Origin of the sequence: Lentzea tibetensis, from assembly GCF_007845675.1 — a bacterium.
In the GTDB taxonomy this organism is placed as follows: domain Bacteria; phylum Actinomycetota; class Actinomycetes; order Mycobacteriales; family Pseudonocardiaceae; genus Lentzea; species Lentzea tibetensis.
The window spans coordinates 87,360-112,996 of record NZ_VOBR01000013.1 but is presented as its reverse complement, the minus strand read 5'-3'; the positions used below and the strand labels follow the sequence as shown (position 1 = coordinate 112,996).

Annotated in this window: 27 protein-coding genes; 5 read left to right on the top strand and 22 right to left on the bottom strand. The window is 70.0% G+C overall.

What is annotated here, in order from left to right; translation table 11 throughout:
- Nucleotides 1-209: 209 nt before the first annotated feature.
- The 5 genes from FKR81_RS21275 to FKR81_RS21255 form a co-directional block, all read right to left on the bottom strand.
- Entirely contained in the window at nucleotides 210-812 is a 603-nt protein-coding gene (locus FKR81_RS21275) for a hypothetical protein (RefSeq protein ID WP_146353862.1), read from the bottom strand.
- A gap of 171 nt (nucleotides 813-983) precedes the next feature.
- Nucleotides 984-1,298: a hypothetical protein gene (locus FKR81_RS21270; protein ID WP_186763087.1), complete on the bottom strand. Its 315-nt coding sequence runs from the start codon at nucleotides 1,296-1,298 to the stop codon at nucleotides 984-986.
- 74 nt (nucleotides 1,299-1,372) lie between these two features.
- Nucleotides 1,373-2,029 carry a Crp/Fnr family transcriptional regulator gene (locus FKR81_RS21265; RefSeq protein WP_146353861.1) on the bottom strand — a complete coding sequence of 219 codons (657 nt, stop codon included), beginning with the start codon at nucleotides 2,027-2,029 and terminating at the stop codon, nucleotides 1,373-1,375.
- Between the two features lie 54 nt (nucleotides 2,030-2,083).
- Complete coding sequence (locus FKR81_RS21260) at nucleotides 2,084-3,361, bottom strand: DNA polymerase IV (protein ID WP_235921677.1); 1,278 nt, start codon at nucleotides 3,359-3,361, stop codon at nucleotides 2,084-2,086.
- A gap of 39 nt (nucleotides 3,362-3,400) precedes the next feature.
- Nucleotides 3,401-4,501, bottom strand: coding sequence for an amidohydrolase family protein (locus FKR81_RS21255; RefSeq protein WP_146353860.1), 1,101 nt, complete (start codon nucleotides 4,499-4,501; stop codon nucleotides 3,401-3,403).
- Nucleotides 4,502-4,513: 12 nt separating this feature from the next.
- On the opposite strand from FKR81_RS21255, the gene FKR81_RS21250 reads away from it, so the two are divergent.
- Nucleotides 4,514-5,833, top strand: a complete 1,320-nt coding sequence (locus FKR81_RS21250) for a type I glutamate--ammonia ligase (protein WP_146353859.1) — start codon at nucleotides 4,514-4,516, stop codon at nucleotides 5,831-5,833.
- On the opposite strand, the gene FKR81_RS21245 is transcribed toward FKR81_RS21250, so the two are convergent.
- The 6 genes from FKR81_RS21245 to FKR81_RS21220 form a co-directional block, all read right to left on the bottom strand.
- Nucleotides 5,827-6,405, bottom strand: a complete 579-nt coding sequence (locus FKR81_RS21245; RefSeq protein ID WP_146353990.1) for a sigma-70 family RNA polymerase sigma factor — start codon at nucleotides 6,403-6,405, stop codon at nucleotides 5,827-5,829. The genes FKR81_RS21250 and FKR81_RS21245 overlap by 7 nt on opposite strands.
- A gap of 215 nt (nucleotides 6,406-6,620) precedes the next feature.
- Nucleotides 6,621-7,283: an RNA polymerase sigma factor gene (locus FKR81_RS21240; RefSeq protein WP_186763086.1), complete on the bottom strand. Its 663-nt coding sequence runs from the start codon at nucleotides 7,281-7,283 to the stop codon at nucleotides 6,621-6,623.
- A gap of 112 nt (nucleotides 7,284-7,395) precedes the next feature.
- Complete coding sequence (locus FKR81_RS21235) at nucleotides 7,396-7,977, bottom strand: sigma-70 family RNA polymerase sigma factor (protein ID WP_146353857.1); 582 nt, start codon at nucleotides 7,975-7,977, stop codon at nucleotides 7,396-7,398.
- Between the two features lie 99 nt (nucleotides 7,978-8,076).
- Nucleotides 8,077-8,790 (bottom strand): class I SAM-dependent methyltransferase, encoded by a 714-nt coding sequence (locus FKR81_RS21230; RefSeq protein ID WP_222598351.1) that lies wholly within the window; start codon nucleotides 8,788-8,790, stop codon nucleotides 8,077-8,079.
- Nucleotides 8,787-9,407 (bottom strand): hypothetical protein, encoded by a 621-nt coding sequence (locus FKR81_RS21225; protein ID WP_146353856.1) that lies wholly within the window; start codon nucleotides 9,405-9,407, stop codon nucleotides 8,787-8,789. Before FKR81_RS21225 ends, FKR81_RS21230 begins: the two co-directional genes overlap by 4 nt.
- A gap of 136 nt (nucleotides 9,408-9,543) precedes the next feature.
- Nucleotides 9,544-10,263, bottom strand: coding sequence for a class I SAM-dependent methyltransferase (locus tag FKR81_RS21220; protein WP_146353855.1), 720 nt, complete (start codon nucleotides 10,261-10,263; stop codon nucleotides 9,544-9,546).
- Between the two features lie 34 nt (nucleotides 10,264-10,297).
- On the opposite strand from FKR81_RS21220, the gene FKR81_RS21215 reads away from it, so the two are divergent.
- The 4 genes from FKR81_RS21215 to FKR81_RS21200 are packed head-to-tail and all read left to right on the top strand — an operon-like array spanning nucleotide 10,298 to nucleotide 14,238.
- Complete coding sequence (locus FKR81_RS21215; protein ID WP_235921676.1) at nucleotides 10,298-11,140, top strand: ParA family protein; 843 nt, start codon at nucleotides 10,298-10,300, stop codon at nucleotides 11,138-11,140.
- A complete protein-coding gene (locus FKR81_RS21210) occupies nucleotides 11,133-11,906 on the top strand; it encodes an Fpg/Nei family DNA glycosylase (RefSeq protein WP_146353853.1) in 774 nt (257 codons plus the stop codon). The genes FKR81_RS21215 and FKR81_RS21210 overlap by 8 nt, the downstream gene beginning before the upstream one ends.
- Nucleotides 11,891-13,213, top strand: a complete 1,323-nt coding sequence (locus tag FKR81_RS21205; protein WP_222598350.1) for a cytochrome P450 family protein — start codon at nucleotides 11,891-11,893, stop codon at nucleotides 13,211-13,213. The genes FKR81_RS21210 and FKR81_RS21205 overlap by 16 nt, the downstream gene beginning before the upstream one ends.
- 11 nt (nucleotides 13,214-13,224) lie before the next feature.
- Nucleotides 13,225-14,238 carry a quinone-dependent dihydroorotate dehydrogenase gene (locus FKR81_RS21200; protein WP_146353852.1) on the top strand — a complete coding sequence of 338 codons (1,014 nt, stop codon included), beginning with the start codon at nucleotides 13,225-13,227 and terminating at the stop codon, nucleotides 14,236-14,238.
- On the opposite strand, the gene FKR81_RS21195 is transcribed toward FKR81_RS21200, so the two are convergent.
- The 11 genes from FKR81_RS21195 to FKR81_RS21145 form a co-directional block, all read right to left on the bottom strand.
- Nucleotides 14,222-15,451 (bottom strand): glycosyltransferase, encoded by a 1,230-nt coding sequence (locus FKR81_RS21195; RefSeq protein ID WP_186763085.1) that lies wholly within the window; start codon nucleotides 15,449-15,451, stop codon nucleotides 14,222-14,224. The two genes, FKR81_RS21200 and FKR81_RS21195, sit on opposite strands and share 17 nt — an antisense overlap.
- A gap of 264 nt (nucleotides 15,452-15,715) precedes the next feature.
- A complete protein-coding gene (locus FKR81_RS21190) occupies nucleotides 15,716-17,455 on the bottom strand; it encodes a hypothetical protein (RefSeq protein WP_146353850.1) in 1,740 nt (579 codons plus the stop codon).
- Entirely contained in the window at nucleotides 17,452-18,711 is a 1,260-nt protein-coding gene (locus FKR81_RS21185; RefSeq protein ID WP_146353849.1) for a uracil-xanthine permease family protein, read from the bottom strand. Before FKR81_RS21185 ends, FKR81_RS21190 begins: the two co-directional genes overlap by 4 nt.
- A 167-nt stretch (nucleotides 18,712-18,878) precedes the next feature.
- A complete protein-coding gene (gene pspM / locus FKR81_RS21180) occupies nucleotides 18,879-19,679 on the bottom strand; it encodes a phage shock envelope stress response protein PspM (protein WP_146353848.1) in 801 nt (266 codons plus the stop codon).
- 18 nt (nucleotides 19,680-19,697) lie between these two features.
- Complete coding sequence (locus tag FKR81_RS21175; RefSeq protein WP_146353847.1) at nucleotides 19,698-20,549, bottom strand: PspA/IM30 family protein; 852 nt, start codon at nucleotides 20,547-20,549, stop codon at nucleotides 19,698-19,700.
- A 229-nt stretch (nucleotides 20,550-20,778) separates the two neighbouring features.
- On the bottom strand, nucleotides 20,779-21,186 hold the full coding sequence (locus tag FKR81_RS21170) for a helix-turn-helix domain-containing protein (protein ID WP_146353846.1): 408 nt from the start codon (nucleotides 21,184-21,186) through the stop codon (nucleotides 20,779-20,781).
- Nucleotides 21,187-21,291: 105 nt separating this feature from the next.
- Nucleotides 21,292-21,765, bottom strand: coding sequence for a CinA family protein (locus FKR81_RS21165; protein ID WP_146353845.1), 474 nt, complete (start codon nucleotides 21,763-21,765; stop codon nucleotides 21,292-21,294).
- Nucleotides 21,762-22,331, bottom strand: coding sequence for a CDP-diacylglycerol--glycerol-3-phosphate 3-phosphatidyltransferase (gene pgsA / locus FKR81_RS21160; RefSeq protein ID WP_146353844.1), 570 nt, complete (start codon nucleotides 22,329-22,331; stop codon nucleotides 21,762-21,764). Before pgsA ends, FKR81_RS21165 begins: the two co-directional genes overlap by 4 nt.
- The gene (gene rimO / locus FKR81_RS21155; RefSeq protein WP_146353843.1) at nucleotides 22,328-23,743 is read right to left on the bottom strand and encodes a 30S ribosomal protein S12 methylthiotransferase RimO; all 1,416 of its coding nucleotides are present in this window, start codon (nucleotides 23,741-23,743) and stop codon (nucleotides 22,328-22,330) included. The genes pgsA and rimO overlap by 4 nt, the downstream gene beginning before the upstream one ends.
- Before the next feature lie 38 nt (nucleotides 23,744-23,781).
- Nucleotides 23,782-24,333 (bottom strand): RloB family protein, encoded by a 552-nt coding sequence (locus FKR81_RS21150; RefSeq protein WP_186763084.1) that lies wholly within the window; start codon nucleotides 24,331-24,333, stop codon nucleotides 23,782-23,784.
- Nucleotides 24,320-25,516 (bottom strand): AAA family ATPase, encoded by a 1,197-nt coding sequence (locus FKR81_RS21145; RefSeq protein ID WP_146353841.1) that lies wholly within the window; start codon nucleotides 25,514-25,516, stop codon nucleotides 24,320-24,322. Before FKR81_RS21145 ends, FKR81_RS21150 begins: the two co-directional genes overlap by 14 nt.
- Nucleotides 25,517-25,637 lie beyond the last annotated feature (121 nt).

Sequence of the window (25,637 nt, the reverse complement as noted above, 5' to 3'; positions counted from 1 at the left end):
AGGGCAGGGGTGTGCTGGCCAGAGCTGGGGCGAAATGGGCCGCGCCAGGTTGACTGCGCTGGGTTGAGCTGAGGTTGGGCTGGGCTGGATCGCGACGGTCGGACAGGCCAGGCAGGGCGAGACGGGCGGTGGTGCGTGTGGCCACGGCTTGCGGGTGGCGCGTCGGGTGTGCGCGCGGCGCGGTGTGGTGTGAGTGGGAGAGCGACGGTTCACGGTTGCAGGGCCAGGCGTGAGGGGTGGGAGCCGGTCAGGATGTGGCGGGCGATGGTGGTGCCGCGGCGTGGGGCGGCTTCGAGTTCGGCGCGCAGGTCGGTGGGGTCTGCGAAGGTGGTCACCTCGTCCAGGAGCAGGCGGACGTCGACGACGGAGCGCATGCGGCGGACGGCGTCCAGGGCGGCTCTGGCCGGTGGGGCGACCAGGAAGCCGTTGCGCAGCACGGGGCGCGGGAGCCGGCTGGTGCGTTCGACGTGGACGGCGGTGCAGCCGCTGATGCCGCCGCGCAGCGGTATCAGCACGTGGACCTGGCCGTGGGCCGGTAAGGCGTGGATGCCGTGCAGTTGCAGGGCATCGAGGCCCGTGAGGATGGCGCGCGGGCCCGCGTAGCGCAGGGCGCCGTGGGCGAGTTGTGCGCGAGTCGGGGGTGCCTTGCCCAGCAACAGGATTCCGGGTAGCAGGTGCTGCCACGGGCCGCCGGGGCGGCATCTGTCCGCCACGAGTGACGGCGACAGTCCGATGTGGACGAGGTCGGAGATGGCCGCGATGCGGTGGGCGAAGAGGTCCGACAGGGCTTCCAGGTCTACGGGGTGGCGCATGGGTTCAGCTTGCTCTGGGGTGGCCTCGCATGCCGGCGAAATTGGTGGGCTGTGGACAGAGTCGGCGGGTGTGGACAAGTCAGGCGGAAACAAGATCAAGAGGGTTGGGTTGTCGGTGGGGTGTGGTAGGCGGCGTGGTCGCGACCCCTCGACGCGACCACGCCGCCTGATCTACAACCGAACGAGGCTGGACTCGTAGTCGATGGTGAACGACTCGGCCGACGGCAGCTCCATCGAGCGCAGTGCCCTGCCCTGCTCGCGGACGCTCTGCCAGGACTCGTAGACGTACATGAGGCCCGCGGCGAGTGCCAGAGCGGCGGCGACGGCCAGCACACCGGTGGCGTCGAGCAGGACGACGACGGCGACGGTCGCCCACAGTTCGACGACGGTGAACAAGACGGTGACCACGACCTGCTCGGTGAACTTCCGGCGGGCGCGGAGGATCTCCTCGCGGGAGTTTTCCTGGGGCAGTCGGTGGCTGTTCATGACGTCTCCTCTGTGGGATGCGAACCCTGAGGAGAGTCAAACCAAGACCGGAAAATACGTCTGCGTCAGATGACTCAGAGGAGGCGCAGTTCATCCTCGCGCAGGATCGTGATGCGATTGCGCTGGGTGTGAATGATTCCCCTGTCACGCAGGACTTTCAAGACCCGCACCAGGGTCTCCCGGGAAATCCCCACGATGCCGGCGAGCTCGCGCTGGGTCAGCGGCACCGTGGCGATGAGGTCGCGGGAGGCGCCGGCCGACTCCTGGGAGGCGACGTCCAGCAGTGCGGCGGCCACCCGGTGCAGGGGCGGGCCCGCGCGCAGTTCCTGCCTGCTGCCCACCGCACGGCTGCGCGCCACCACGACGTGCAGCATGGCCCACGCGATGCCCGGCCTCGTCTGGCACAACGACGCCAGCCGGATACCGGAGATCATCAGGCCGCGCACCGGATCCAGCGCGCGGAGCGTCGCGGTGCGGGGCCTGCCGTCGACGGCGGCCATCTCGCCGAGTATCTCGCCGCGGCCGCGCACCGCCTGCACGACTTCCACGCCGGACACCAGCACGACGCTCACCCGCACGCGGCCGCTGAACACCACCATGATGTTCTGCGTCGGGTCGCCCTGGTGGCAGATCACCGCGTCCGCGGGGAACTCGACCATCGCCCCCGCCGCGAGCATGGACGCACGGTCCGCGGGCCCCAAGAGGCCCCAGAACGTGTCGCCACCACCCATGACCTCAGCGTGCCCGCACCAACCGTCGCACCGCACTGGGCCTTCCGGGGGAGATCACTCCGGCTTGGGCTCGAACTCCCCCGAACGCTCCGGAGTCGCGCCCAGCAGCGACGCCGGGCGGATCGCCAGGTTTCCGAAGCGGGAACGAGCCTGGTCAGCGGCCTGTTCCGCCTCACGCCAGCCGCGCTCGGGCGCGTCGAACATCAGCTGCTCGCCATCCGCGTCCGACTCGATCAGCTGCTCCACCCGGACGCCGATCAACCGGACCGCGCCCTCGGGCACCTGGGTCTCCAGCAGCTCGGCGGCCGTCCGGTACACCTCCTGCGTCACGTCCGTCGGCACGCTCAACGTTCGCGAACGAGTGATGGTGGTGAAGTCCGAGAAACGCACCTTGATCGACACGGTGCGGCCGCGCAAGCCCTTGGCGCGCAACGAACCCGCCGAGCGCTCAGCGAGCCGCAACAGCTCGCGGCGCAGCAGCGAACGGTCGTAGTGGTCGACCTCGAAGGTCTCCTCGGCGCCGACGGACTTCTCGCGGTACTCCGGCACCACCTTGCGATCGTCGTGGCCCTGCGACAGCGCGTGCAGGTGCTCGGCCAGCGCGACACCGATCATGCGACGCAGGCGCGGCAACGGGGTCGCGGCCACGTCGGCGACGGTCTCCAGGCCCACCTGCTCCAGGCGGGCGGCGGTCTTCGCGCCCACGCCCCACAGCGCGGACACCGGCAGCGGGTGCAGGAAGTCCAGCACCGCGCCGCGCGGGACGACCATCATGCCGTCCGGCTTGCACATGCCGGACGCGAGCTTCGCGAGGAACTTCGTCGGCCCCACACCCACCGAACACGTGATCTGGTGCGCCTCGTACACGCGCTCGCGGACCAGCTCACCCACGCCGGCGGACGTCAGGCCCAGCCGCCGCAACGCGCCACCCACGTCGAGGAACGCCTCGTCCAGTGACAGCGGCTCCACCAGCGGCGTGATGTCGCGGAAGATCGCCATCACACCGCGGGAGGTCTCCGAGTACAGCGAGAACTGGGGCGGCAGGAACACCGCGTGCGGGGCCAGCCTGCGCGCGTGCGCGGTGGGCATCGCCGAACGGACGCCGTATTCGCGGGCCAGGTAGTTCGCCGAGCAGACGACGCCGCGGCCGCCGACTCCGCCGACCACGACCGGCACCGAGGCGAGCTCAGGACGTTCGCGGATCTCCACGGACGCGTAGAAGGCGTCCATGTCGACGTGCAGCATCGGGCAGCCTGTGTCGTCCGGCCACACGCCGTCACGTGCGCGGAAGCGGTCGACCAGCCCGCGCGGCAGGTTCCCGCTCCGTCCCACGGCAGCCACCCAACATGATCGAACGCCAGTTCGAACATCCTACAGGCCGTACACGCGCCGGGCGTTGTCCGACGCGACCAGGTGGGCGATCCGCACGGCGTCCGACTCGGTGAACGCGTTCTGCTTCATGCCCGACGCCAGGAAGTCCGACAGCGCGCGCCGGAACAGCAGCGCGCCGAGGTAGTAGAGCTCGGGCAGGCCGAACGCGTCCGACGAGTACAGGAACTTGCCGAACGGCACGATCTCCAGCGCCTCGGCGAACACGCGGGAAGCCTGATGCCCCAACGCATGCGTCGCGAGCCCGAGGTCGCAGTACACGTGCGTGAACACCTGCGCCAGGTAACCCGCGTTGCGGTGGAACGGGTAGTTGTGCAGCAACAGGATCGGCACACCACGGGACTCCGTCGCACGCAGGAAGTCCGTCAGCAGCAACGGATCGCAGCGGTGAAGTGACGCGTCCGAGTCGCCGTAGCCGACGTGGAACTGCACCGGCAGACGGCGTTCGATCGCCTCCCACACCAGGAACCGGGTCAGCACCTCGGACGCACAACGCTCACCGGACCACCCGTGCACCGCGCGGGCAACATCCTCATCGGACGGACGCGAGCCCTCCAGAGCCAGTCCGATCCGGTACGCCGCAACGGACTTCGCACCGACCGCCGACGACGCGTCGAGCTGGGCGCGCACCGCGTCGGCGAACGCACGAGGCCCGGCTCCCGACGCGCGCACCTCCTCCGCCAGCGTCTCCAGCCGCACGATCTCGTGCGCCTCCGCACCGTCACCCAGGTCGCCCAGCTCGCGGAACGACAGCAGCCGGTCGGGCTGGAAGCCGCCGTCCACCAGGTAGGCCAGTGTGCCCGTCGCGGTCAGGAACGTCCGCGACACCTCGGTGATGTGCAACGAGTTGCGCCGTTCGAGGTACGCCTCCGGCGACACGTGCCGGGGCAGGTCGAGCAGCGGCGCGCACCACTTCCGCACGGCGAACCCGACCGCCGAGTCGAACAGGGTGGTGCCCGGCGCTGGCGCGGCGGCCTCGGTGAGCAGCGACTCGAACTCCTCACGCGTGCTGTCGGTCCGCAGCACGCCGTGGCAGTGGTGATCCACGAGGCCGAGTTCAGCGACGAACGGCAGGATGCCCATACCGTAAGCATCATGGACTCTGCGGAACGGGACCAGCTCTTCGACCGGGCGACGGAGCTGTTCGACGGACTCAACGCGCGCGACGTCGCCGCGGTAGCGCTCACCTGGGTCGACAACAGCGGGATCACCAGGGTGAAATCCGTGCCGCTGCGCCGGTTCGCCCACGCGGCCGCGTGGGGTGTCGGTGCGTCGCCGGTGTTCGACGCCTTCCTCTTCGACGACTGGATCATCACCGGGCGCCACGCCGGCGGCCCGGTCGGCGACCTGCGGCTGCACCCCGACCTCGACCGGATCACCGTGCTCGCCGGCCAGCCCGGCTGGGCGTGGGCGCCCGCCGACCGCCACCTCCAGGACGGCACGCCGTACGTGATGGATCAGCGCGGCGCCGCCAAGCGGGCCACCGCGAAGCTCGCCGAGCAGGGCTGCACGGCCAAGGCCGGGTTCGAGATCGAGTGGGTGATCGGCAAGGCGGACACCGACGACTTCGTGCCCGCCACCACCGGTCCCGCGTACGGGCACACCCGCCAGATCGAGATGTCGGACTACTGCGCGGACCTGCTGCGCGCGCTCGACCAGCAGGACGTCGTGGTGCTCCAGCTGCACCCCGAGTACGCGGCCGGCCAGTTCGAGATCTCCACGGCACCCGAGGACCCGGTCGCCGCGGCGGACACGGCGGTGCTCGTCCGGGAGACCATCCGGGCCATCACGGCGCGCCACGGCATGCGCGCGTCCTTCTCCCCCAAGGTCGTCGTCGGCGGCGTCGGCAACGGCGGCCACCTCCACCTGAGCCTGTGGAAGGGCGAGCAGAACCTGTTCGTCGGGATGACTCCGGAGGCCGAGTCGTTCAGCGCGGGCGTGCTGGCGCACCTGCGCGGCCTGTGCGCGGTCGGCTGCCCGTCGCTCGCGAGCTACCTGCGTCTCGTGCCGTCGCACTGGGCGGGCGCGTACGTCGCGTGGGGCACCGAGAACCGGGAGACCGCGCTGCGGATGATCGAGGGGCCGCACGCGAACCTCGAGGTGAAGTGCTTCGACCTCACCGCGAACCCCTACCTGGTGATCGCCGGCGTGCTGGGCGCGGGCGCGGCCGGCCTGGCCGAGCAGGCGAAGCTCCCCGAGCCCGTCGTCGTCGACCCGGTGTCGATCGAGGGCGTGCCCAGGCTGCCCACGTCACTGGCCGAAGCCGTCGCGGAGTTCGAAAAGGACGACGTGCTCACCGAGACGTTCGGCGCCGAGCTCGCCGCGACGATCGTGGACGTGCGACGCGGCGAGATGGAGCGCTACAAGGACGCGAGCCCGCAGGGCATCGCGAACGTCACCCGGTGGCGTCACTGATCTTGATCATCCTGGCTCTCCAGCGCCTTGCGCAGCGCCGCCAACGCGCGGTGCTGCGCGACCCGCACGGCGCCGGGCGTCGACCCGACCGCCTCGGCCGTCTCGTCCGCCGACAGCCCGACGACCACCCGCAGCACCACGATCTCCCGCTGCTTCGGGGGCAGGTTCCGCAGCAGCGCGCCCATCTGGTCGGACAGCTCGCCCTGCATGGCGCGCAGCTCGGGACCGGCGGACTTCTCCGGCCCGTCCGGCAGCTCCCACATCGACTCGACCTTGTTGCGCGCGCTCGCCCGGTGCGCGTCCGCGACCTTGTGCGCCGCGATCCCGTAGACGAACGCGAGGAACGGACGGCCCTGCTCGCGGTAGCCGGGCAGCGCGGTCAGCACGGCCAGGCACACCTCCTGCGCCACGTCGTCCGCCGACGCGAACGACCGCTCCTGACGCCCCACGCGGGCACGGCAGTACCGGACGACCAGCGGCCGGATCGACTGGAGGAGCCGCTCCACCGCCCGCCGGTCGCCACCGATCGCGGCACGCACGAGCGCGGCGGCTTCCTCGGGGCTGTTCGACAGCTGCGTGACGGGTGGCGACTCGACGGGCCTGCGGCGCGCCTCGCTGTGCGCGGTGGCGCGTTCGACCAGCTCTTCGAGCCGGGCGCTGTCGGCCTTGCTCGCGAGCGCCGAGGCGACCTCGCCACCGAGCGAGGACTCCTCGAGCGTGCCGAGCGGATCGGGGATCCGGCGGTGCTTGGCCTCCGGCAGGAGGGTTCCGGACAGGTCGGCGGCGGTCATCGTTCTCCGTCCGGGAGCTCGCGGGCGGTCTTGCGGGCGCGGCGGATCCGCGCTTCGACAGCACGTGGGGTGAGGCGCATGATCTCGGCGATCTCGGCGTGCGAGTAGCCCTGCTCGGCGAGGATCAGCAGTGCGTGGGCGTTCGCACCGAGCTCCTGGAACACCGCGGAGACCACGGCGCGCGCCAGCACCGTGTCCTCCGGCGTCGCGGTGGCCGCGACCTGCTCGACCTGCGACCACACGCCGAGCAGCTGGACCTCGCCCCAGCCCCTGCGGCTGTGCTGCCAGCGCCGGTAGATGTTGGGGAACGACAGCACGCACGCGTTCACGAAGTACTCGTTGAGCGGCTGGCCGCGCTCCGCGGACCAGCGGCCGCCCAGCAGGCCCTCGTTGACGAACAGTTCGTAGCCCGCCCAGAGCACCTCGCTGGCGAGGTCGTCGGTCTCGTCCGGCCCGATCGGCTGCTGGTGCAGGCTCATCCCGCGCCTGCGGCACCTGGCGAACATCGCACCCGACTCGACCAGCCTTGTAACGATCGTCAGGCCGTACCCGAGAAGTTGGTCGCGGTACACCTGCCAGGCGGGCTCGGCGAGTCCGCGCTCGCGGAAGTGCTGGACGAACACGGCGTCCGCGTGCAGCCGGTCGGCTAAGTCGTCCATGCAACGGGGTCCCTGGGTCGGCAGCGGTTTTGCACCTTGCGCCATACCTAATGTCGTTTGGGACCACTTACCCCACGTCAGTTGACGAACTAGTTTCGAAAGCAAACAACTTTCACCCGGTCGAAGCACTCACTTGCTCGGGAACGACCTCTTTGCGCAACCTGCCGAGTGCTCGGTGCTGGGCCACCCGGACCGCGCCGGGGGTCGATCCGACGGCCTCCGCGGTCTCCTCGGCGGACAGTCCGACGACCACCCGCAGCACGAGGATCTCCCGCTGCTTCTCCGGCAGCAGCCGCAGCAGTTCGGCCATCTGCTCGGAGAGCTCACCCCGCAGCGCGCTCTGCTCGGGCCCGGGACCCAGTTCGGGACCATCCGGGACCTCGTCGACGGGCTCGGAGCGGTTGCGCGCGGCCGCGCGGTGCGAGTCCGCGACCTTGTGCGCCGCGATGCCGTAGACGAAGGCGAGGAAGGGGCGCCCCTGCTCGCGGTAGTTCGGCAGCGCGGTCAGCACCGCCATGCAGACCTCCTGCGCCACGTCGTCAGCCGACGTGAACGACCGGTCGAACCGCCCCACGCGCGCGCGGCAGTACCGCACGATCAGCGGCCTGACCAGCGTCAACAGTCGTTCGACTGACCGACGATCGCCCTCGACGGCCATCGCCACGAGTCTGTCCGATAAGTCCGAGCTCTCCATGGGCGGCGCCCCCTGCTTTCAGGTGTCTCCGCATGTGTGACGTGTGGCACCGCCTTCCTTATGCGGAAAGTAGGAAGTTGTTTCGAAAGCAAACGAGGTTCACCCTTTAGTGGCACGGAGCACAGGTTGGTAGTAGGCGGTGAGGGGCCACTCCGAGTAATCGAAACCCGCCCGTTCCACCAATCCGGTGAGTTCCGCACGGGTGATCGCCCAGTAGGTCGTCCGGCGTACTTCGGCGCGCCACGACTCGCCTTCGTGCAGCTGGAAGTGCTCAAGGTCGTAGTGGTCGCCGTCCCAGTGCCAGAGCTGGAAGGTCACCACCCGGCCAGGGCCGACCTGAGGGGACGTGGCCAGCGGCCGATCGGCGAGCACCGCGTCGTAGTCGCGGACGGTCAGCACGAGCCTGCCGCCGGGGCGCAGCACCCGGCGCATCTCGCGCAACGCGGCCAGCACGTCCTCCGGCGTGAGCAGGTGGGGCAGCGCGTTGTCGGCCGCGAGCACGACGTCGAACTCCCCGTCGCGGAACGGCAGCGCCCGCATGTCCGCCGCGGCTGTGAGCACCCGCACACCCCGCTGAGACGCCTCCTGCGACGCCCGAGCGGCCGCCACGGGGCTCAGATCGGTGCCGACCACCTCGTGCCCGCGCAGCGCCAGTCCGATCGCCTGCGTGCCGATGCCGCACGCGCAGTCGAGCACCCGGCCCGGACCGATGACGTCGCCCAGCGCGGAGGCCTGGTACGCCATGCTGGCGTCCCAGTCCGCGAACATCAGGTGGTAGGTCGCCGCCAGGTCGTCGTAGAAGGGTCCGGTCACACGCCCAGTGTGGCCACGATGTCGCCGCCGGGCAGCGTCTGCAGGTGCCGGTGGTCGCGGGACATCGGCGGCTTGTCCTCGCACAGCACGATCGCGGCGCGCGCGCTGCGGGCCAGCGTCGTGACGAGCACGTCCCAGTCCTGGCCGTCGTCGCGCCGCTTCCCGGCCACCGCGAACGCCAGCGCCTGGGTGAGCGCGCAGTACAGCCGGTCCCCCGCGAGGCCCCGGTACTCCCGGTTGCCCGGATCGGTGCGCAACGCCGTCGACCGGCCCAGCGCGAAGTCGAACAGGGCGCTCGCCGCCAGCATGAGCTCGGAGGAGGGCCGCATGTGGTCCATCACATCCAGGTAGGCCACCAGCACGCCGCTGAGGAACACGGCGCCCTCGTCACCACCGACCCGGACGATGCCGAGCCGGTCGTCGTCGGCGTCGGCGGACACGAGCACCGGGGTGCGCTCGACGAGTCCGTCGCCGGCGAGCGCCGCACGCACCCAGATGCGGTCCTGGTTGTGCAGAACGCGGTCGTCGAGGCCCAGCCTGGCGAACCGCCTCGCCGCGTCGGTGATGCTCGCGGGCAGCAGTTCAGGTGGCAACAGCTTCAGCCGCGCGACCGTCAACGCTCACGCTCCTTCGCTGGAGTGAGAACCCGCCTGCCCGAGTCGTCACTCGGTTGGCGGTTTACGCGTCACCAGTGCAGCAAGATCGAAACGGGAGGTCAATCGCCCAAAGGCAGCCGACAGTCAACGGACAGGATCATCGTCGGGCCAGCACGTGCAGCCGAGCGGCCACGTCGCGCAACGGCGAACGAGTGGCCGCCTCCAGTTCCAGTTGGGCGAGCGCCTCCGCCGCGCCGGGGTTCGCGTCCAGCACGACGCCCGGCACCAGGTCCGACACGACGCCGTGGCCCTGGAGCACCTCGACGGTGAGGCCCACCTTCTCGACCAGCGCCTCCAGCCCGGCCACGTCGAACCGGCGCACCAACGGGTCGCGCGACCCGGCGAGCTGACCGGCGTCGTCGTCCAGCAGGCGGCGGGCGTCGACGATCCGGCCCGCGATGGCGCGGTGCAGGATCGCGGCGTACCGGTTCGCGACCAGCACCGAGACCGCGCCGCCGGGCGCGACGGCGAGCGCGAGCGCCCGCAGACCGGCCTCCGCGTCGTCGACGATCTCCAGCAGGCCGTGCCCGAGCACCAGGTCCGCGGCCCCGGCGGGCACCAGGTCGCCGAGCGCGTCCGTGTCGCCCTGGACCGCCTCGATCGTCACGCCCGCGTCGCGGGCGCGGCTGTGCAGCGTGGCCAGCGCGTTCGGGCTCGGTTCCACGACCGTGACGTGGCATCCGGCCGCCGCGAGCGGCACGGCCCACACGCCGCTGCCACCGCCGACGTCCAGCACGCGGGGTGCGTCACCGCCCCGGCGTTCGCGTGCGGCGGCCAGCTCGGTGTCGAGCACCCTGTGTACGGCGTCCGGTCGCATGGCACTCAAGAGTAGAGACCGTAGGCTGCACCCTGTGCATACGGTCTCCGTGCTCAGCCTCAAGGGTGGTGTCGGTAAAACGACGGTGGTGCTCGGCCTCGCTTCGGCCGCACTCCGCCGAGGCGTCCGGACGCTGGTGATCGACCTCGATCCGCAGTGCAACGCCACGTCGACGCTCGAACCCGACGACACCGAGGCGAGCATCTACGACGTGCTCCAGGACCCCTCAGAGGAGAACCTGGAGAAAGCGATCAAGCCCAGCCGCTGGGGCGACGGCGTCGACGTGCTGTCCGGCTCCGAGAGCGCCGAGCTGCTGAACCACCCGGATCCGGGTGAGTCGCGCCTCGGCAAGCTCCGCGACGCGCTGCGCACCCTGCGCGACATGTACGACGAGTTCCCGTACCAGCTGATCCTGCTGGACTGCCCGCCGTCGCTCGGCCAGCTGACCCGCTCCGCGCTCGTCGCCGCCGACCGCGCGCTGCTGGTGACCGAGCCGACGATGTTCGCCGTCGCGGGCGTGCAGCGGGCGTTCGAGGCGGTGCAGAACGAGCGGGACAACAACAACGACCTCCAGCCGCTCGGCGTCGTGGTCAACCGGGTGCGGCCGCGCTCCCACGAGCACCAGTTCCGCATCGAGGAGCTGCGCGACATCTTCGGCCCGCTGGTGATGCCGGTGGCGCTGCCGGACCGGCTCGCGGTGCAGCAGGCGCAGGGCGCGTGCATGCCGATCCACGAGTGGGGCACGCCCGGCGCGCGCGAGGTGGCGCTGGCGTTCAACCTGCTGCTCGCGCGCATCCTGCGGGTCTCGCGCAGCAGGCGCCGTCCGGTGCACGACGACTTCGACGACGAGGAGATCCAGGAAGCGGTGGATGCCTGAGGGTGACACCGTCTTCCTCGCCGCCCGGCGCATGCACGACGCGCTGGCGGGGAAGACGTTGCTGCGCGCCGAGCTGCGCCACCCTCGTCTGTCCACTGCGGAACTGTCCGGGTTGACCGTTCTCGGTGTCCGCTCGTACGGCAAGCGGATGTTCACCCGGTTCTCGTCGGAGCTCAGCCTGCACAGCCACTTCCGGATGGACGGCGCGTGGCACCTCTACCGGCCGGGCGAGAAGTGGCGGCGGCCCGCGCACCAGGCCCGCGCGGTGTTCGAGGTGGACGACCGGCAGGCCATCGGGTTCGCGCTGCACGACCTGGAGCTGCTGCCCACTTCGGACGAGGACCAGCTGATCAGCCACCTCGGACCGGACCTGCTGGCTGAGGACTTCGACGCCGATCTGGCGGTGTCCAGGCTGGTCGCCGAGCCGGACCGCGAGATCGGGCTGGCACTGCTGGACCAGCGCGTGATGGCGGGTGTCGGCAACATCTACAAGACCGAGGTGTGCTTCCTGCTCGGCGCGTCGCCGTGGGCGCCGGTGTCCGCCGTGGACGCCCGGCGCGCCGTGTCGTTGTCGCGGAAGCTGTTGATGGCCAACAGGTGGCGGCCAGAGCAGATCACCACCGGTGACCCCCGCAACCAGCACTACGTGTACGGACGCGCCGGTCGGCCGTGCCTGCGGTGCGGCACACGGGTGAAAGGGGGCACCCAGGGGTCCGGCGTGCAGGAGCGGGTGGCGTATTTCTGTCCGACTTGCCAGAACGGGTGAACCGGATCGCACTGGCGTTCGTGTCCTCGGACATGGCCGTCAATCTGGATGCTCTTCGTCCGGGGTTCACCGAAGATCCCTACGGGACGCTCGCCGCGTTGCGCGAGCAGAGCCCCGTGCACCAGGTCGAGATCTTCGGCATGCCCATGTGGCTCGTCACCCGGTACCGGGACGTCAAGGCGGCACTCGGCGACCCCCTGCTGTCGTCGCACGGGTCGAGCGCGGGCGAGGCGGCACGGGCGTTCCCCTTCGTCCAGGCCGGCTGGTTCAGCGACGTGTCGCAGCACATGCTGATGAGCGACCCGCCGGATCACGGCAGGCTGCGCCGGGCGGTGAGCCGCGAGTTCACCCCGCGCCGCATCGCCGCGCTGCGGCCGCGCATCCAGCAGGTCACCGACTCGCTGCTGGACGCGATGGTGCCCAAGGGCCAGGCGGACCTGATCGAGGACTTCGCGGCGCCGCTGCCGATCACGGTGGTCATGGAGCTGCTCGGCGTGCCCGATGTCGACCAGGAGAACTTCCGGTACTGGGCGGACGTCGTCACCGGCGTGCGCGAGGGCGACCACGAGCTGGCACCGCAGATCCACACCGAGGCCAGCGGGTACCTCGCGGACCTGGTCGCGCACAAGCGCGGCACCGGCGACGAGGACCTTCTCGGCTCGCTCGCCCGCGCCACCGGTGAGGACGCGCTGACCGACCAGGAGCTGGTGTCGCTGGCGTTCCTGCTGCTGGTGGCCGGATACACGACGACCATCGACCTGATCGGCAACGGCACGCTGGCCCTGCTGCGCGACCCCGAGCAACTGGAGCTGCTGCGCAACGCGCCGTCGTTGCTGCCCGGCGCGATCGAGGAGTTCCTGCGGTTCGACGGCCCCACCTCGCACGCCACGCTGCGGTTCGCGAAGCCGGGGCTGACCATCGGCGGCGTGGAGATCCCGGCGGGCGACATCGTGCTGCTGTCGCTGGCGTCCGCCGACCACGACCCCGAACGGTTCCCACGCGCCGACCAGCTCAACATCGAGCGGGCCGACCGCCAGCACCTGGCGTTCGGGCACGGCGTCCACTTCTGCATCGGGGCTCCGCTCGCGCGGCTGGAGGCCGAGATCGCGTTCCGGTCGCTGCTGGAGCGGTGCCCCGGACTCGCGCTCGACCCGGCGCAGCAGCTGGAGTGGCGGGTCAGCGTCAACATCCGCGGGCTGCGCAGGCTGCCGGTGAAGTTCCGCCAGCACGTGGCGCCCGTGATACCGATCGACGAGGCCAAGACCGTCAAGGTGCCCAAGCCCAAGATCGGCGGCGGGAGGGCTTAGGCTTCACCCCTGTGGTCTACAAGCAGGTGGTACGGAAGGCGTTGTTCCGCCTGCACGGTGGTGACGCCGAGCGGGTGCACGAGACGACGCTCAACACGCTCGCGCGACTGAGCCCGTTGATGCGGTTCAGCACGGCCGACAACAACCCGCGCACGGTGTTCGGCGTCCGGTTCCCCAACCCGGTCGGCCTGGCCGCTGGGCTCGACAAGGACGGTCGCGCGCTGCCCGCGTGGCCCGCGCTGGGGTTCGGCTTCGTCGAGGTCGGCACGGTCACCCGCCACCCGCAGCCCGGCAACCCCCGCCCCCGCCTGTTCCGGCTGCGCGACAGCGAAGCGATCATCAACCGGATGGGCTTCAACAACGCGGGCTCGCAGGAGCTCGCGGCGAAGCTCGACGGGCTGCGGCTGAAGGTGCCGCTGGGCATCAGCATCGGCAAGTCCAAGGTCACGCCGGTCGAGGAGGCCGTCGACGACTACCGGCAGTCGCTGCGCGCCCTCTACCGCTTCGGCGACTACTTCGCGATCAACGTCAGCTCCCCCAACACGCCCGGCCTGCGCAGCCTCCAGGACAAGACCGCGCTCGACGAGCTGCTCCAGGAGCTCACCGCGACGGCCACCGAGCTGGCACTGGGCCAGCCGCGCAAGCCGATCCTGGTGAAGATCGCACCGGACCTCTCGGACACGGCGATCGCCGAGGTGCTGCAGGTGTGCTCGGACAACGGCATCGCCGGGATCATCGCCACCAACACGACGCTGAGCCGCGACGGGCTGGCCCCCGCCGACCAGGCGCTGGCGCCGGAGGCGGGCGGCCTGAGCGGCCGGCCGCTGACCGAACGGGCCCGCGAGGTCGTCCGGTTCGTCAGCAAGGAGACCGACGGCAAGCTGCCGATCATCGGCGTCGGCGGCATCGCGTCGGCCGAGGACGCGCTGCGCATGTTCGACGCGGGCGCCAGCCTGCTGCAGATCTACACCGGGTTCATCTACGAGGGCCCCGGCCTGGTCAGGCGCATCAACCAGGCACTGTGAGGCCCGTGCGCTCCACGTGCTCCCACCGGCTCGCCGGCCGGTGCTGGCGAAGGAACATGGCGGCGGACCTGAGCACCGCGGAGAAGTCGACCACCACGATCACCATCAGCAGCGGGTAGGCGACCGGGACCAGCGCGAGCAGCGGCAGCTTGTCCCTGACCGGCTCGGTCCGGTCGCCGAGCACCGTGAACAGCGCGACCCCCGAGTACACCGCGCACAACAACCCGACACCGACGAACCACCCGGTGCGCGCGGTCGCGCTGACCACGACGTACAGGAACAGCGGTTCCAGCAGCACCAGCACCTCCCCCGCCGCCGTGTACGGCAGGTGCAGCCACGACAGCAGCCGCGAGTGCTCGGGCCGCCTGCTGAAGAACAGCTCGCGGTGCTTCGCGAACGCCTGCAGGCGCCCGAACTTCCACCGGAACCGCTGCCGCAGCAGGCCTTTCAGCGACGGCACCGCCTCCGTCAGCGCGACCACGTCCGCGGCGAACACGATGCGCCATTGAAGATTGCCCACCCTGGCGAGGATCTTCATCGAGAAGTCGATGTCCTCGGTGAGCGTGTCGCAGTCGAACAGCCCGCACCTGCGCACGATCTCCGTGCGGAACGCCGAGCCGACACCCCCGATCACGTACTCGCAGTTGAACACCGTGTAGCCCTGCTTGAGCCGGTGCACGACCGCGTACTCCAGCCGTTGCACCCACCCCAGCACCCCGCGCGGCGCGAGGATCTTGACGTTGGCCGCGGCCGCGAGCACCCGCTCGTCCGCGAAGTGGGCGACCATCTTGGTGATCGCGCCCTTCGTGAGCATGGAGTCCGCGTCCAGCACCATCAGCAGGCCGTCGCCGACGTGGTCGCGCACCCCGGCGTTGATCGCGGCGGCCTTGCCCGCGTTCGGCTGGCTGACCGCGGTGAACCGCGGATCGTCGACCTCGCCGAGCACCTCCCGCGTCCGGTCCGTGGAACCGTCGTCGACCACGACGACCCGGACGTCGGCGTAGTCGCTCGCGAGCACCGACCGGACGGCCCGCACCACGCAGAGCTCCTCGTTGTACGCCGGAATCACGACCCACACGCGCGGGCGGTACTCCGGTGTCTGCTCGGCGCGCGAGAGCGACAGGTCGTAGAGGTCCGCGGCGACGAGCACCACGCAGACCCGCGTCACACCGACGATGGCCAGCACCACCATCAGCACCCCGAGCAGGCTCACGGACGCGTCCTGCGGTCGCGCAGCAGCCTGATCCTGGATGCCGCGAGGCTGCCCGCGATGACCACGCACGCGGTCATCAGCACCGTGTAGTACGCCGCCAGCACCATCGAGACCCACCCCGTTTCGTCGTTCCCACGAAGGGATCGCACGGCGGGACATTTGCAAAACCACACGACCGGGTGGACCGGTACGCTGGGAGCCAGGAGGAGACGCCGGGTTCGAGTCCCGGCCTCGCCCGCGAGTCGTCCAACGGCAAGACGCCTCCTACTCACCTTCCCTCGGGCTGGTCAGCCGCACGAGGTCGAGCTCGTCGAAGCCGCCCACCGCGTCGTAACGGGCGGCCAATCTCCTGATCACCGCGCTCGGCGCCCGGTCCGTGCGCGAGCGCCGGTACCAGTTGCCCAGCACCTCCAGCGTCAGGTCCACCACCATCACCGCGCCGACGCCGAGCACCGTGTCGCCCTCGGCGCGGAACACTCCCGAGTGCAGCGACTGGTTGCGCGTCGCGTAGACGGCGTCGAGCACGCGGAGCAGGCGGTGCCGCTGACACTCGAGCCACTCCCCCGCCACGGCGTCGCGCCACTCGGCGACCTGCCGCCGCGCGAGCGGGTGCAGCCGCGGCACCAACTCCTCGCCGCGGCGCAGCATGCGGAACCACGCGTTGAGGTCCACCACGTTGTGGAACGCGTCGACCGGCGCTTCCTCGGCGATCCGGTCCAGCGCCGCCACCAGCTCCGCCTCGATCCGCGCCACCTCGGCGTCGGCGTCCGCCTTGCGCCGCAGCGCCTCCGCACGGCGGGCGCCGACCTCGGGGTGGTCACCGGTGAGCGAGCGCAGCACCGCGTCGGCTCGGGCGGCCCGCTTGCGGGCGGTGCGCTCGAACGCGGTCACGGACTGGTGCACCAGGTGCCGCGTGTCCGCGACCTGCTGCCGCAGCACCTGCAGCGCCAGCGCCTTCGCGAGTGGGTCGCGTTCCACCCCACACGCCTCCAGCGCGGACCAGGCGAGCGCGATGGCCGTGGTCGGCGAGTCCGTCGCGCGGGCCTGATGCGCCATGCGCAACGCACCGAGCAGCTCGTCCGGCGCACCGAGCACGAGGGGCCTGGCTCGGGTCGTGTTGCCGACCGGCACCCGGAACCGCAGGGTGTCCAGCTCGCCCGCTCTGCACACCACGGTCTCCGGGTGCAGCGCCAACGTCAGCAGCCGGTGTCCCGCGACGTACTGGTCGAGCAGCTCGGTGAGGCGCCTGCGGACCATCCGTGCCGCCGACGGCTTGTCCGGCGCACGGGTTTCGATGATCACGACGCACCCGCCGGGCTCGACACCGTCGAGGAACGCGCGCAGCCGCTGCGTCGCGGGGCCGAAGCCGAGCCGGTGGGCGTGCTTCAGCGGTTCCTGTCGCGCGGTCGGTTCGAACGCCGCCAGCTCGTCGAGGTGCTCGGCGCCGCGCACGACGCACGCGACCTGGTAGGCCCGGTGTGGCGGAAGCAGGGCGTCGAGGAAGGCAGCGGCATCGCCGTGCCCGCGCGCCACGTTCGTCAGGTCGCGCTGCAGCGTCTCCGGATCACGGCCGGTGGTGGCGACCAGGCAGGCCAGCTCGTCGCCGAGCCGCACCAGCTTCGGCCAGCCGGGGTCGTGCTCCCACGCGACGAGGAACTCGTCGGTGAGGAACCGCTCCACGTCCGGCAGCAGGGCGTCGAGAGCGTCGGGGATGCCACCCGCGAGCGGGTTCCCGGGCCACAGAGCGGTCAGCTCGGCGACGGAGCGGTCCGCCTGGTCGCCGAGCCTGCCCAGGAGCCTGGCCTGGGGCTGTCCGCGCCGCTCGTGGCTGCGCCGGGCGGCGGCCAGCCGGGGAAGCTCGGTGGCGAGACCACCCGCGGAGCTGACGTGCTTGCTCAGCATCGACGCGGGCTCGATCGCCCGGAGGACGTGCTGCAGGAGGTAGGTGCGGTGCGAGTCGTCGAGCTGTTCGAGCAGTTCGGCGTCGAAGCCGCGGTAGGTCACCCGGTCTGGCGCTGAGCAGCCCGCAACCACCGCATCACCGGGTGCAGGATCACGATCAGCAGCGAGCCCCACACGAGGCCACCCATGTCGAGCGTGCCGATGGTCAGCGTCAGATCCCCAACTCCGGCCACGATCGCCGCGCCGCCGACGAGCGCGTTGGCGGGGTTGGTGAGATCGACCTCGCTCTCCATCCAGATCCGCACACCGATCAACGCGATGAGCCCGTAGAGCACGAGCGTGGCCCCACCGAGCACCCCGGCCGGGATGGTGCCGAGCAACGCGGCGAACTTGGGCGAGAACGACAGCAGCACGGCGAACCCGGCGGCGAACGCGTAGGCGGCCGTCGAGTACACCTTGGTGACCGCCATGACGCCGATGTTCTCGGAGTACGTGGTGGTGCCGCTACCGCCGCCGAGACCGGCCAGCGTCGTCGACAGGCCGTTGGCGATGATCGAGTCACCGATGCTGCCGTCGAGGTTGCGGCCGGTCAGCGCGGCGACGGCCTTCACGTGGCCGACGTTCTCAGCGACCAGCACGATCACCACGGGCAGCACCAGCAGCACGACGGACGGGCGCAGCTCGGGGCGTTGCAGCTGCGGCAGGCCGAGCCACGCGGCCTCGCGCAGCGCGTCCAGGCGCGAGGACGACACGGCGCCGAACGCCAGGCCGCCCAGCCACACGCCGACCACGCCGAGCAGCACGGACATCCGGAACACCAGGCCGCGGCCGAGCACGCCGGCGACCAGGATGACGGCCATCGTCGCGGCCGCGAGCACGGGCTGCTGGGCGAACTGCTTGGTCGAGCTGTGCGCGAGGTTCAGTCCGATGAGGATCACGACGGCGCCGGTGACGACCGGCGGCATGACGGACTCGAGCATCCGGACGCCGAGCGCCTTGACGGCGATGCCGACGACGATCACCAGCAGGCCCGCGGCGACCACGCCGCCGAGCTGGGCGGCGACGCCCTGCTCGCGGGCGGCGACGAGCGGGGCGACGAACGCGAACGACGAGCCGAGGTAGCTCGGGACGCGGTTCTTGGTGATCACGAGGAACAGCAGCGTGCCGATGCCGGAGAAGAAGAGGGTGGTGGCGATGGGCAGACCGGTGGCGAGGGGAACGAGCACCGTGGCGCCGAACATGGCGATCAGGTGCTGCACGCCGAACCCGATGGTGAGCGGCCAGCTCAGCCGCTCCTGCGGTGCGACGGTTTCACTGTCGGTAACCCGACCGTCTCCGTGCACGGTCCACAACGCCAACGCAATGCCTCCCGGCAAACCCAGCCGGACCAGCCCTTGTCCGACTCAGGGATCCTGCCACGCCATGTAGTGGCTACGGCTAGATAACGGTCTGATAATCACACGATAGACGTAGTGAGATCCAGTGATAGCCGATCCTTTTGGCAAAGCTGGCTACGTAAGGTGACTCAGAACGCTGAGTAGCCTGATACATCTCGCATGGCGGAGGCGAGTCCGGCGAGGTGGTCCGTGGCGTCGTCCAGCACCGACCTGGGGTTCTGGGCCGTGCTGGCCGCCAGCGCGTTGCCCGCGGCGGCCACTAGCGCACAGTAGCCGTCCACGCCGTCGGCGAGGCGAGCGCGCAGCACCCGGACGCTCTCGACCAGCGGTGCGCGCTGGAGCGGCGGCGCGGTGTTGCGGGCCCGTTCGACGCCCTGGAGCTGCGCGGACAGCGCTCTGATCGCGGCCGACGCCTCGGCGCTCGTCGCACGGGCGTGCTGGATGGACGACGTCGGCATCGACGTGAGCGCCGACGAGTCGAGCTGGCGCAGCAGCTCCGCGAGCGTGTCCTCGGCGGAGTGCAGCTGCTCCATCGGCATGCGGGCCGCCGAGATGTGCGGCGGCAGCGGAGGGCGCTTCGGCGGCATGGTCAGCTCGAGGCGCTGCCGGGCGGCGGTGAGCTGGCGCATCTTCTGGCCGGTGCGGATGGCCAGCACGCCCATGACGCCCGCGCCGAGCGTGCCCATGACGCCCACGGCGGTGCCGAGCACGCCGGTGAACCCGAAGACGGCGAGCGTGCCGAAGATCGTGATCAGGATCGCCCACACGGTCAGCGCGCTGCTGGCGCGCTCACGCTTGCGGTCGAGCTTCCTGCGGGGGTCGTTCCAGGCCTCGATCTTGTTCCGGACCTGGTCGGCGAGCGGGTGACCCCGGAGGTTGTCACCGACGAAGTTGATGATCTCGTCGGCACGTCTCCGGGGCTCCATCATCACCGTCGAACTCCTCTACTAGCCCTGTGCCGGGGGGTTCTGCTGGGTCTTCTGCTCCTGCGCGACGCGCTGCTGGATCTCGGCCTGGATGCCGGCGGCAGCGTTGTTCGACGCCGCCTGACCCGCGGTGACCTGCGGTGCGACCGAGCCGCCGTGCATGGACGCGCGGATCTGCTCCAGCCGCGACGAGCCGGCCATCTGCGTGGTCGACTGCTGCACCTCGAGCATGCGGCCCTGCACCGAGTTGCCCGCGAGCTCCGCGGAACCGATCGCGGTCGCGTAGCGCTTCTCGATCTTGTCGCGGACCTCTTCGAGCGACGGCACGTTGCCGGGCGCCGCGAGCTCGGTCATGGACCGCAGCGACGCGGAGACCTGCTCCTGCATCTTCGCCTGCTCGAGCTGGCTGAGCAGCTTCGTGCGCTCGGCGAGCTTCTGCTGCAGCACCATCGCGTTGCGCTCGACCGCCTGCTTCGCCTGTCCGGCGGCCTGCAGGGACTGGTCGTGCAGCGTCTTCAGGTCCTCGATGCCCTGCTCGGCGGTGACGAGCTGGGTGGCGAAGCTCTGCGCGGCGTTCTCGAACTGCTGGGCCTTCTGCTCGTCGCCCTTGCCGCGGGCCTCGTCGGCCAGCACCAGCGCCTGCCGTGCGGACGCCTGCAGCTTCTCGACCTCGCCCAGCTGCCGGTTCAGCTTCATCTCCAGCTGACGCTGGTTGCCGATGACGGCTGCGGCCTGCTGGGACAACGCCTGGTGCTGCCGCTGGGCCTCCTCGATGGCCTGCTGGATCTGCACCTTCGGGTCGGCGTGCTCGTCGATCTTCGACGAGAACGCAGCCATGAGGTACTTCCAGAACTTCACGAACGGACTGGCCATCTCCTACGCCTGCCTTCTCCGTGCCGGTGTTGGATCCATCGTCTCAATTGTGCGGCTGCGCTTCCACCAACCTGGGGAGATATCCGGGTTCACCCTGAGTCACCCTCAGACCTTCGTTGCACAGCCTCAAGACGCCAATCCTGCCCGCGATGTTGCGCGGGCATGCGGCAACCCGGCGTGACGTAGCCAACCCGTTGCACGGGAACTTCCGACCTCGATGCGATCGGGACTACGCGGCGACGACCGCCTTCGCCGTCTGGTCGATGGACGTGGACAGCCGGTGCGACAGCACGGGCTGCAGACGCAGGTCGGACAGGTCGTCGGAGATCATCGACGGCAGCACGCGGCCACCCTCGATCTTCCCCGCCGCCGCGGTGTCCGGAACCGTGTCCGGAGTCTTCGACACGGCACCGATGTCCGATGCGACGTGGTGCAAGAGTTCCGATAGTGGCAGGTCGAGAGCCTCGCAGATGGCCGCCAGCAGCTCACTGGACGCCTCTTTGCGGCCGCGCTCCACTTCGGAGAGGTACCCCAGGCTGACACGGGCGGTCCGAGAGACCTCGCGCAGCGTGCGGCGTTGGGTTGTGCGAGCGTGGCGGAGCCGATCACCGATCGCCTCGCGTAGCAGCACGGTCATCGCGCGCCTCCTTCCGGCCGGCCGTGCCCCTACGTTACCGATCCACTCCGACAACGGGCAGTGACTTGGCAGCACGTCCGCCAAGGGCGAACGAGCGGGGAGGGCTCAATGTTCCCCGCTGCCGGTCATCGGCAGGTGTTCGGCCAGCAGGAGCAGTGCGTTCTCGACCGCTGCCGACCGTACCGCGTGCCGGTTGCCACGCACAGTGATGGTGCGCACACAGGACACCTCGGGCCCGGCGATGGCGATGTGCACGGTGCCGGGTTCCACCCCGTCCTGCGGGTCCGGTCCGGCGACCCCGGTGAGCCCGAGTCCCCAGGTCGCGCCGCACGTCCGGCGGGCACCTTCGGCCAGCTGCCTGGCGACCTCGGGGTGCACGGCGCCGTGCTCGTCGAGCAGCGTCTCGTCGACCCCGGCCAGCTCGTGCTTGAGCTCCGTGGCGTACACGATCAGCCCGCCGCGCACGACCGCGCTCGCGCCGGGCACCGACGTCAGCTCGGCGCACACGAGGCCACCGGTGAGCGACTCGGCCGTCGCCACGGTCTCCCCGCGCGCCTTGAGCGCGGTGATGACGTTCACGTGGTCTTGATGGCGCGCAGCCGGAACGCGCGGATCACGTAGTCGATGCCGGTGACGACCGTCAGCACGACGGCGATGCCCATGGTCACCCAGGCGACGAACACGAGGTAGCTGGGCAGCGGCAGCAGGTACAGGCCGATGGCGAGGATCTGCGCCATCGTCTTGGCCTTGCCGCCGGGGCTGGCCGCGATCACGCCGTAGCGGATCACCCAGAACCGCAGCAGCGTCACGCCCCACTCGCGGACCAGGATCAGGATGGTGACCCACCACGGCAGGTCGCCGACGACGCTCAGCCCGACCAGCGCGGACCCGGTGAGCGCCTTGTCCGCGATCGGGTCGGCGATCTTGCCGAAGTCCGTGATCAGGCCGTACTTGCGGGCCAGGTTGCCGTCGATCTGGTCGGTGAACGACGCCAGGGCGAACACGCCGAACGCCACGAGCCGCCAGAACGAGTCGTGGCCGCCGTTGGTGAAGAACAGGACCAGGAAGACCGGTACGAGCACCAGCCGCGACACCGTGAGGATGTTCGCGACGTTGAGCAGCGGGACCTTCCTGGCCTCAGTCACCTCGGTACGACCTCAATGGGAGTCACGACGAGGTCCACACCCTCGGAGGCGTCCACGCGGCAGCGGACCAGGTCACCTGTTCGCAGGTCTCCAGCCTCCAGCACGATGCACTCGCCGTCCACCTCGGGCGCCTGATGAGCGGCGCGGCCGACGCAGTCCTCGTCGGCGGCGTCGTCGGCCTCCTGCTCGATCAGGACGACGACCTCGGTACCGACCCGGTCCTCGGCGCGCTGCGACGTGAGCTCCTCGACGAGGTTGCCGATCCGCGTCACACGTTCGGTGATGGTGTCCGCGTCGAGCTTGCCGTCGAACTCCTCGGCCTCGGTGCCGTCCTCGTCGGAGTACCCGAACACGCCGACCGCGTCGAGCCGCGCCTCGGTGAGGAACCGCTCCAGCTCGACGACGTCCTCCTCGGTCTCACCGGGGAAGCCGACGATCACGTTGCTGCGGATGCCCGCCTCGGGCGCGTGCTCACGGATCAGCTCGACGAGCTTGAGGAACGACTCGGTGTTGCCGAACCGCCGCATCCGGCGCAGCACGGGCTCGCTGGAGTGCTGGAACGACATGTCGAAGTAGTCCGCGACACCGTCGGTCTTGGCGATGGTCTGCACCAGGCCGGGCTTCGTCTCGGCGGGCTGCAGGTAGCTGACGCGCACCCGGTCGATGCCGGGGATCGCGGCCAGCCTCGGCAGCAGCTGCTCCATGTTGCCCAGCTCGCGCGGCAGGTCCTTGCCGTAGCTCGTGGAGTTCTCGCTGACGAGGAACACCTCGCGCACGCCGTTCTCGGCGAGCCACATGGCCTCGGCGACGATCTCGTCGGGGTGCCTGCTGACGAACGCGCCCCGGAAGCTCGGGATCGCGCAGAAGCTGCACCGGCGGTCACAGCCGGACGCGATCTTCAGCGGCGCGACGGGCGCGTCGTCCAGCCGGGTGCGCATGACGCGCGGGCCCCAGCCGTGACCGGGCACCTGGACGTCCGCCGCGGCCTCCTGGCGCTTCACCGGCGTGATCGGCAGCAGCGTGCGCCGGTCCTGCGGCACGTGCGACTCGACCGTCCGTCCGGCGACCACGTCGTCCAGCCGGTCGGCCAGGTTCGCGTAGTGGTCGAAGCCGAGCACCGCGCTCGCCTCGGGCAGGCTCTCGGCGAGCTCCTTGCCGTACCGCTCGGCCATGCAGCCGACCGCGACGACCTTCGCGTTGCTGTCGCTCGCCGCGAGCAGCGTGTCGACCGAGTCCTTCTTCGCGCTCTCGACGAAGCCGCAGGTGTTGACCACCACGACGTCGGCCTCTTCGTCCACCAGCTCCCAGCCGCCTGCGGTCAGACGTCCGGCGAGTTCCTCGGAGTCGACCTCGTTGCGGGCACAGCCCAGGGTCAGCAGCGACACGCGTCGCGGGGTGGTGGGAGAAGACACGGGCCCAGGGTAACGGGGTAGGGCCTCCGACCTTGAATTCACCGCCTCAGGACGGCCTCGACCAGGCGCCAGACCCCGGTCGACGGGTTGCCCGGCTCCAGCGCCTTCGCTCGCTGAACTGCTTTCTCCACACCCGCATGGAACTGCGCGTAGTCGAGCTTCGTCTTGTCATAGCCAGGCACATGCCTGGCCACGAGTGCACAGGCCGCTTTTCCATCCGTCACGTACGCCCTGTGCTCGGTGAAGTGCAGGAGGAGCCAGACCTCGAAGCACGGGTTGGACACCGCGAGCTCAACACCCGCACGCTGGGCAGCTCGCTCGGCCGCACCGATGTCGAAGTGGTCCACGTCGACCACGCACCACACAGCGTCGAACTCGTCCGGGCTGAAAATCCGTTTGGCGTACATGACGAGGTTCTCCGGTGAGTCCACCTTGCCCTTGAGCTTGATCCGGGCACGATGCTTCTCCTTGAAGCCGGAGAGGTAATCGATCTCAGTCGCCTCAGCCCCGCACACGATCAGAACGTGACCTGGACGAATCTTCTGGTCACGGCCCTCGCGACGGCTCTGAGAGTTCTCACGCCTCGCCATCAGCGCTCCGGACTGCTTCGGCGAATCGGTCCTCGAACAACTCGGGTACCGCCCCATACCGGCCCGCCAAATACCGACGTTCCAAATTGTCCTCACTGCGCGGCTTGAAGTCGACCAGTGAATAGAGCCTGCTGACACCGGTCGCACTGTCCTTCTCGACGAACCAGATCTCGTCGCGCGCGAGCAACTCCTCGGCCAGCGGGGGGTGCAGCAACGTAGCGTCGTGGGTGGTGAAGATGAGCTGCGCACCGGAGGGGTTCGTGCTCAAGTCCTTGAACAAACCCACGAGTCGACCCGCGAGCAACGGGTGCAGGCTGGCGTCGATCTCGTCGATGAGGAGCACCCCACCGTCACGCAACACAGTCAGCGCGGTCGGCAGCAACCCGAACCACGATCGCGTGCCGGCCGACTCCTCCCCCAGCCAAAGAAGCTTCGAATGGCCACCGTGCTGCACCACGACCCGCGGGCGACCATCGTCCTCCTGTGGATGCGGTGCGTGCACAGTGACATTCGAGATGCCGAAATCGGCGGCACGCACGAGATCGATCAGCTGCTTGCTCATCGGTGAATCGCCCGCGAAGTGCTCCGCGATGTCCTCTTCGCTCAACGGCTCCTCACCTGCGAACCGGAACCAAACCGCCGATGTGAACCATCGGAAAACGGGAAGCACTTGAGCCACGTTGGACTGCGCCGCCAGGCTGAGCAACAAGGAATTCGGCCGCAGCAGCTTCACGAGAACATCGAGTTTCGCCCGATCAGGCATGCTGGTGCCGAACTTGACTTCATCACCGTTGCGCTCGAACAGCACTCGCTTCCGCTTCTCGGGATAGCTGTACAGCCATTCCTCGAGTACGCGCCGGTGACTCATCTCGAATCCGTACGTGTACCTGACTCCTTCGAGGACCAGTTCCACGACGAAGACGGAAGGCGGGTCTTGGGCCGACACGAATCGGAACGGGTCCAGGGGGATCCGCCCCTCCGGGCGCCACGAGGCGAACGAGTCGCGCACCGCCTCGGCCATGAACCGCAGCCCGTCGAGCAGGTTCGACTTGCCGGAGGCGTTCGCGCCGTAGATCGCGGCGACCGGGAGCGCCAGCCGGTCCTTCGAGTACGCGGGCATGAGCAACAACTCCTGCTCGTCGCGGAACGAACGGTGGTTGCCCAAGCGGAAGCTCCGCAGCATCTCGACACACCTCCTGCACAATTTTCGACGCGTTCTGTGCAAGTAAACCGCACATCTGGCCCTGTAGGCCCTCCAGGCGCCACGTCCCGCCAGGTAGAACGTCAAAACAGGACGCATCGGC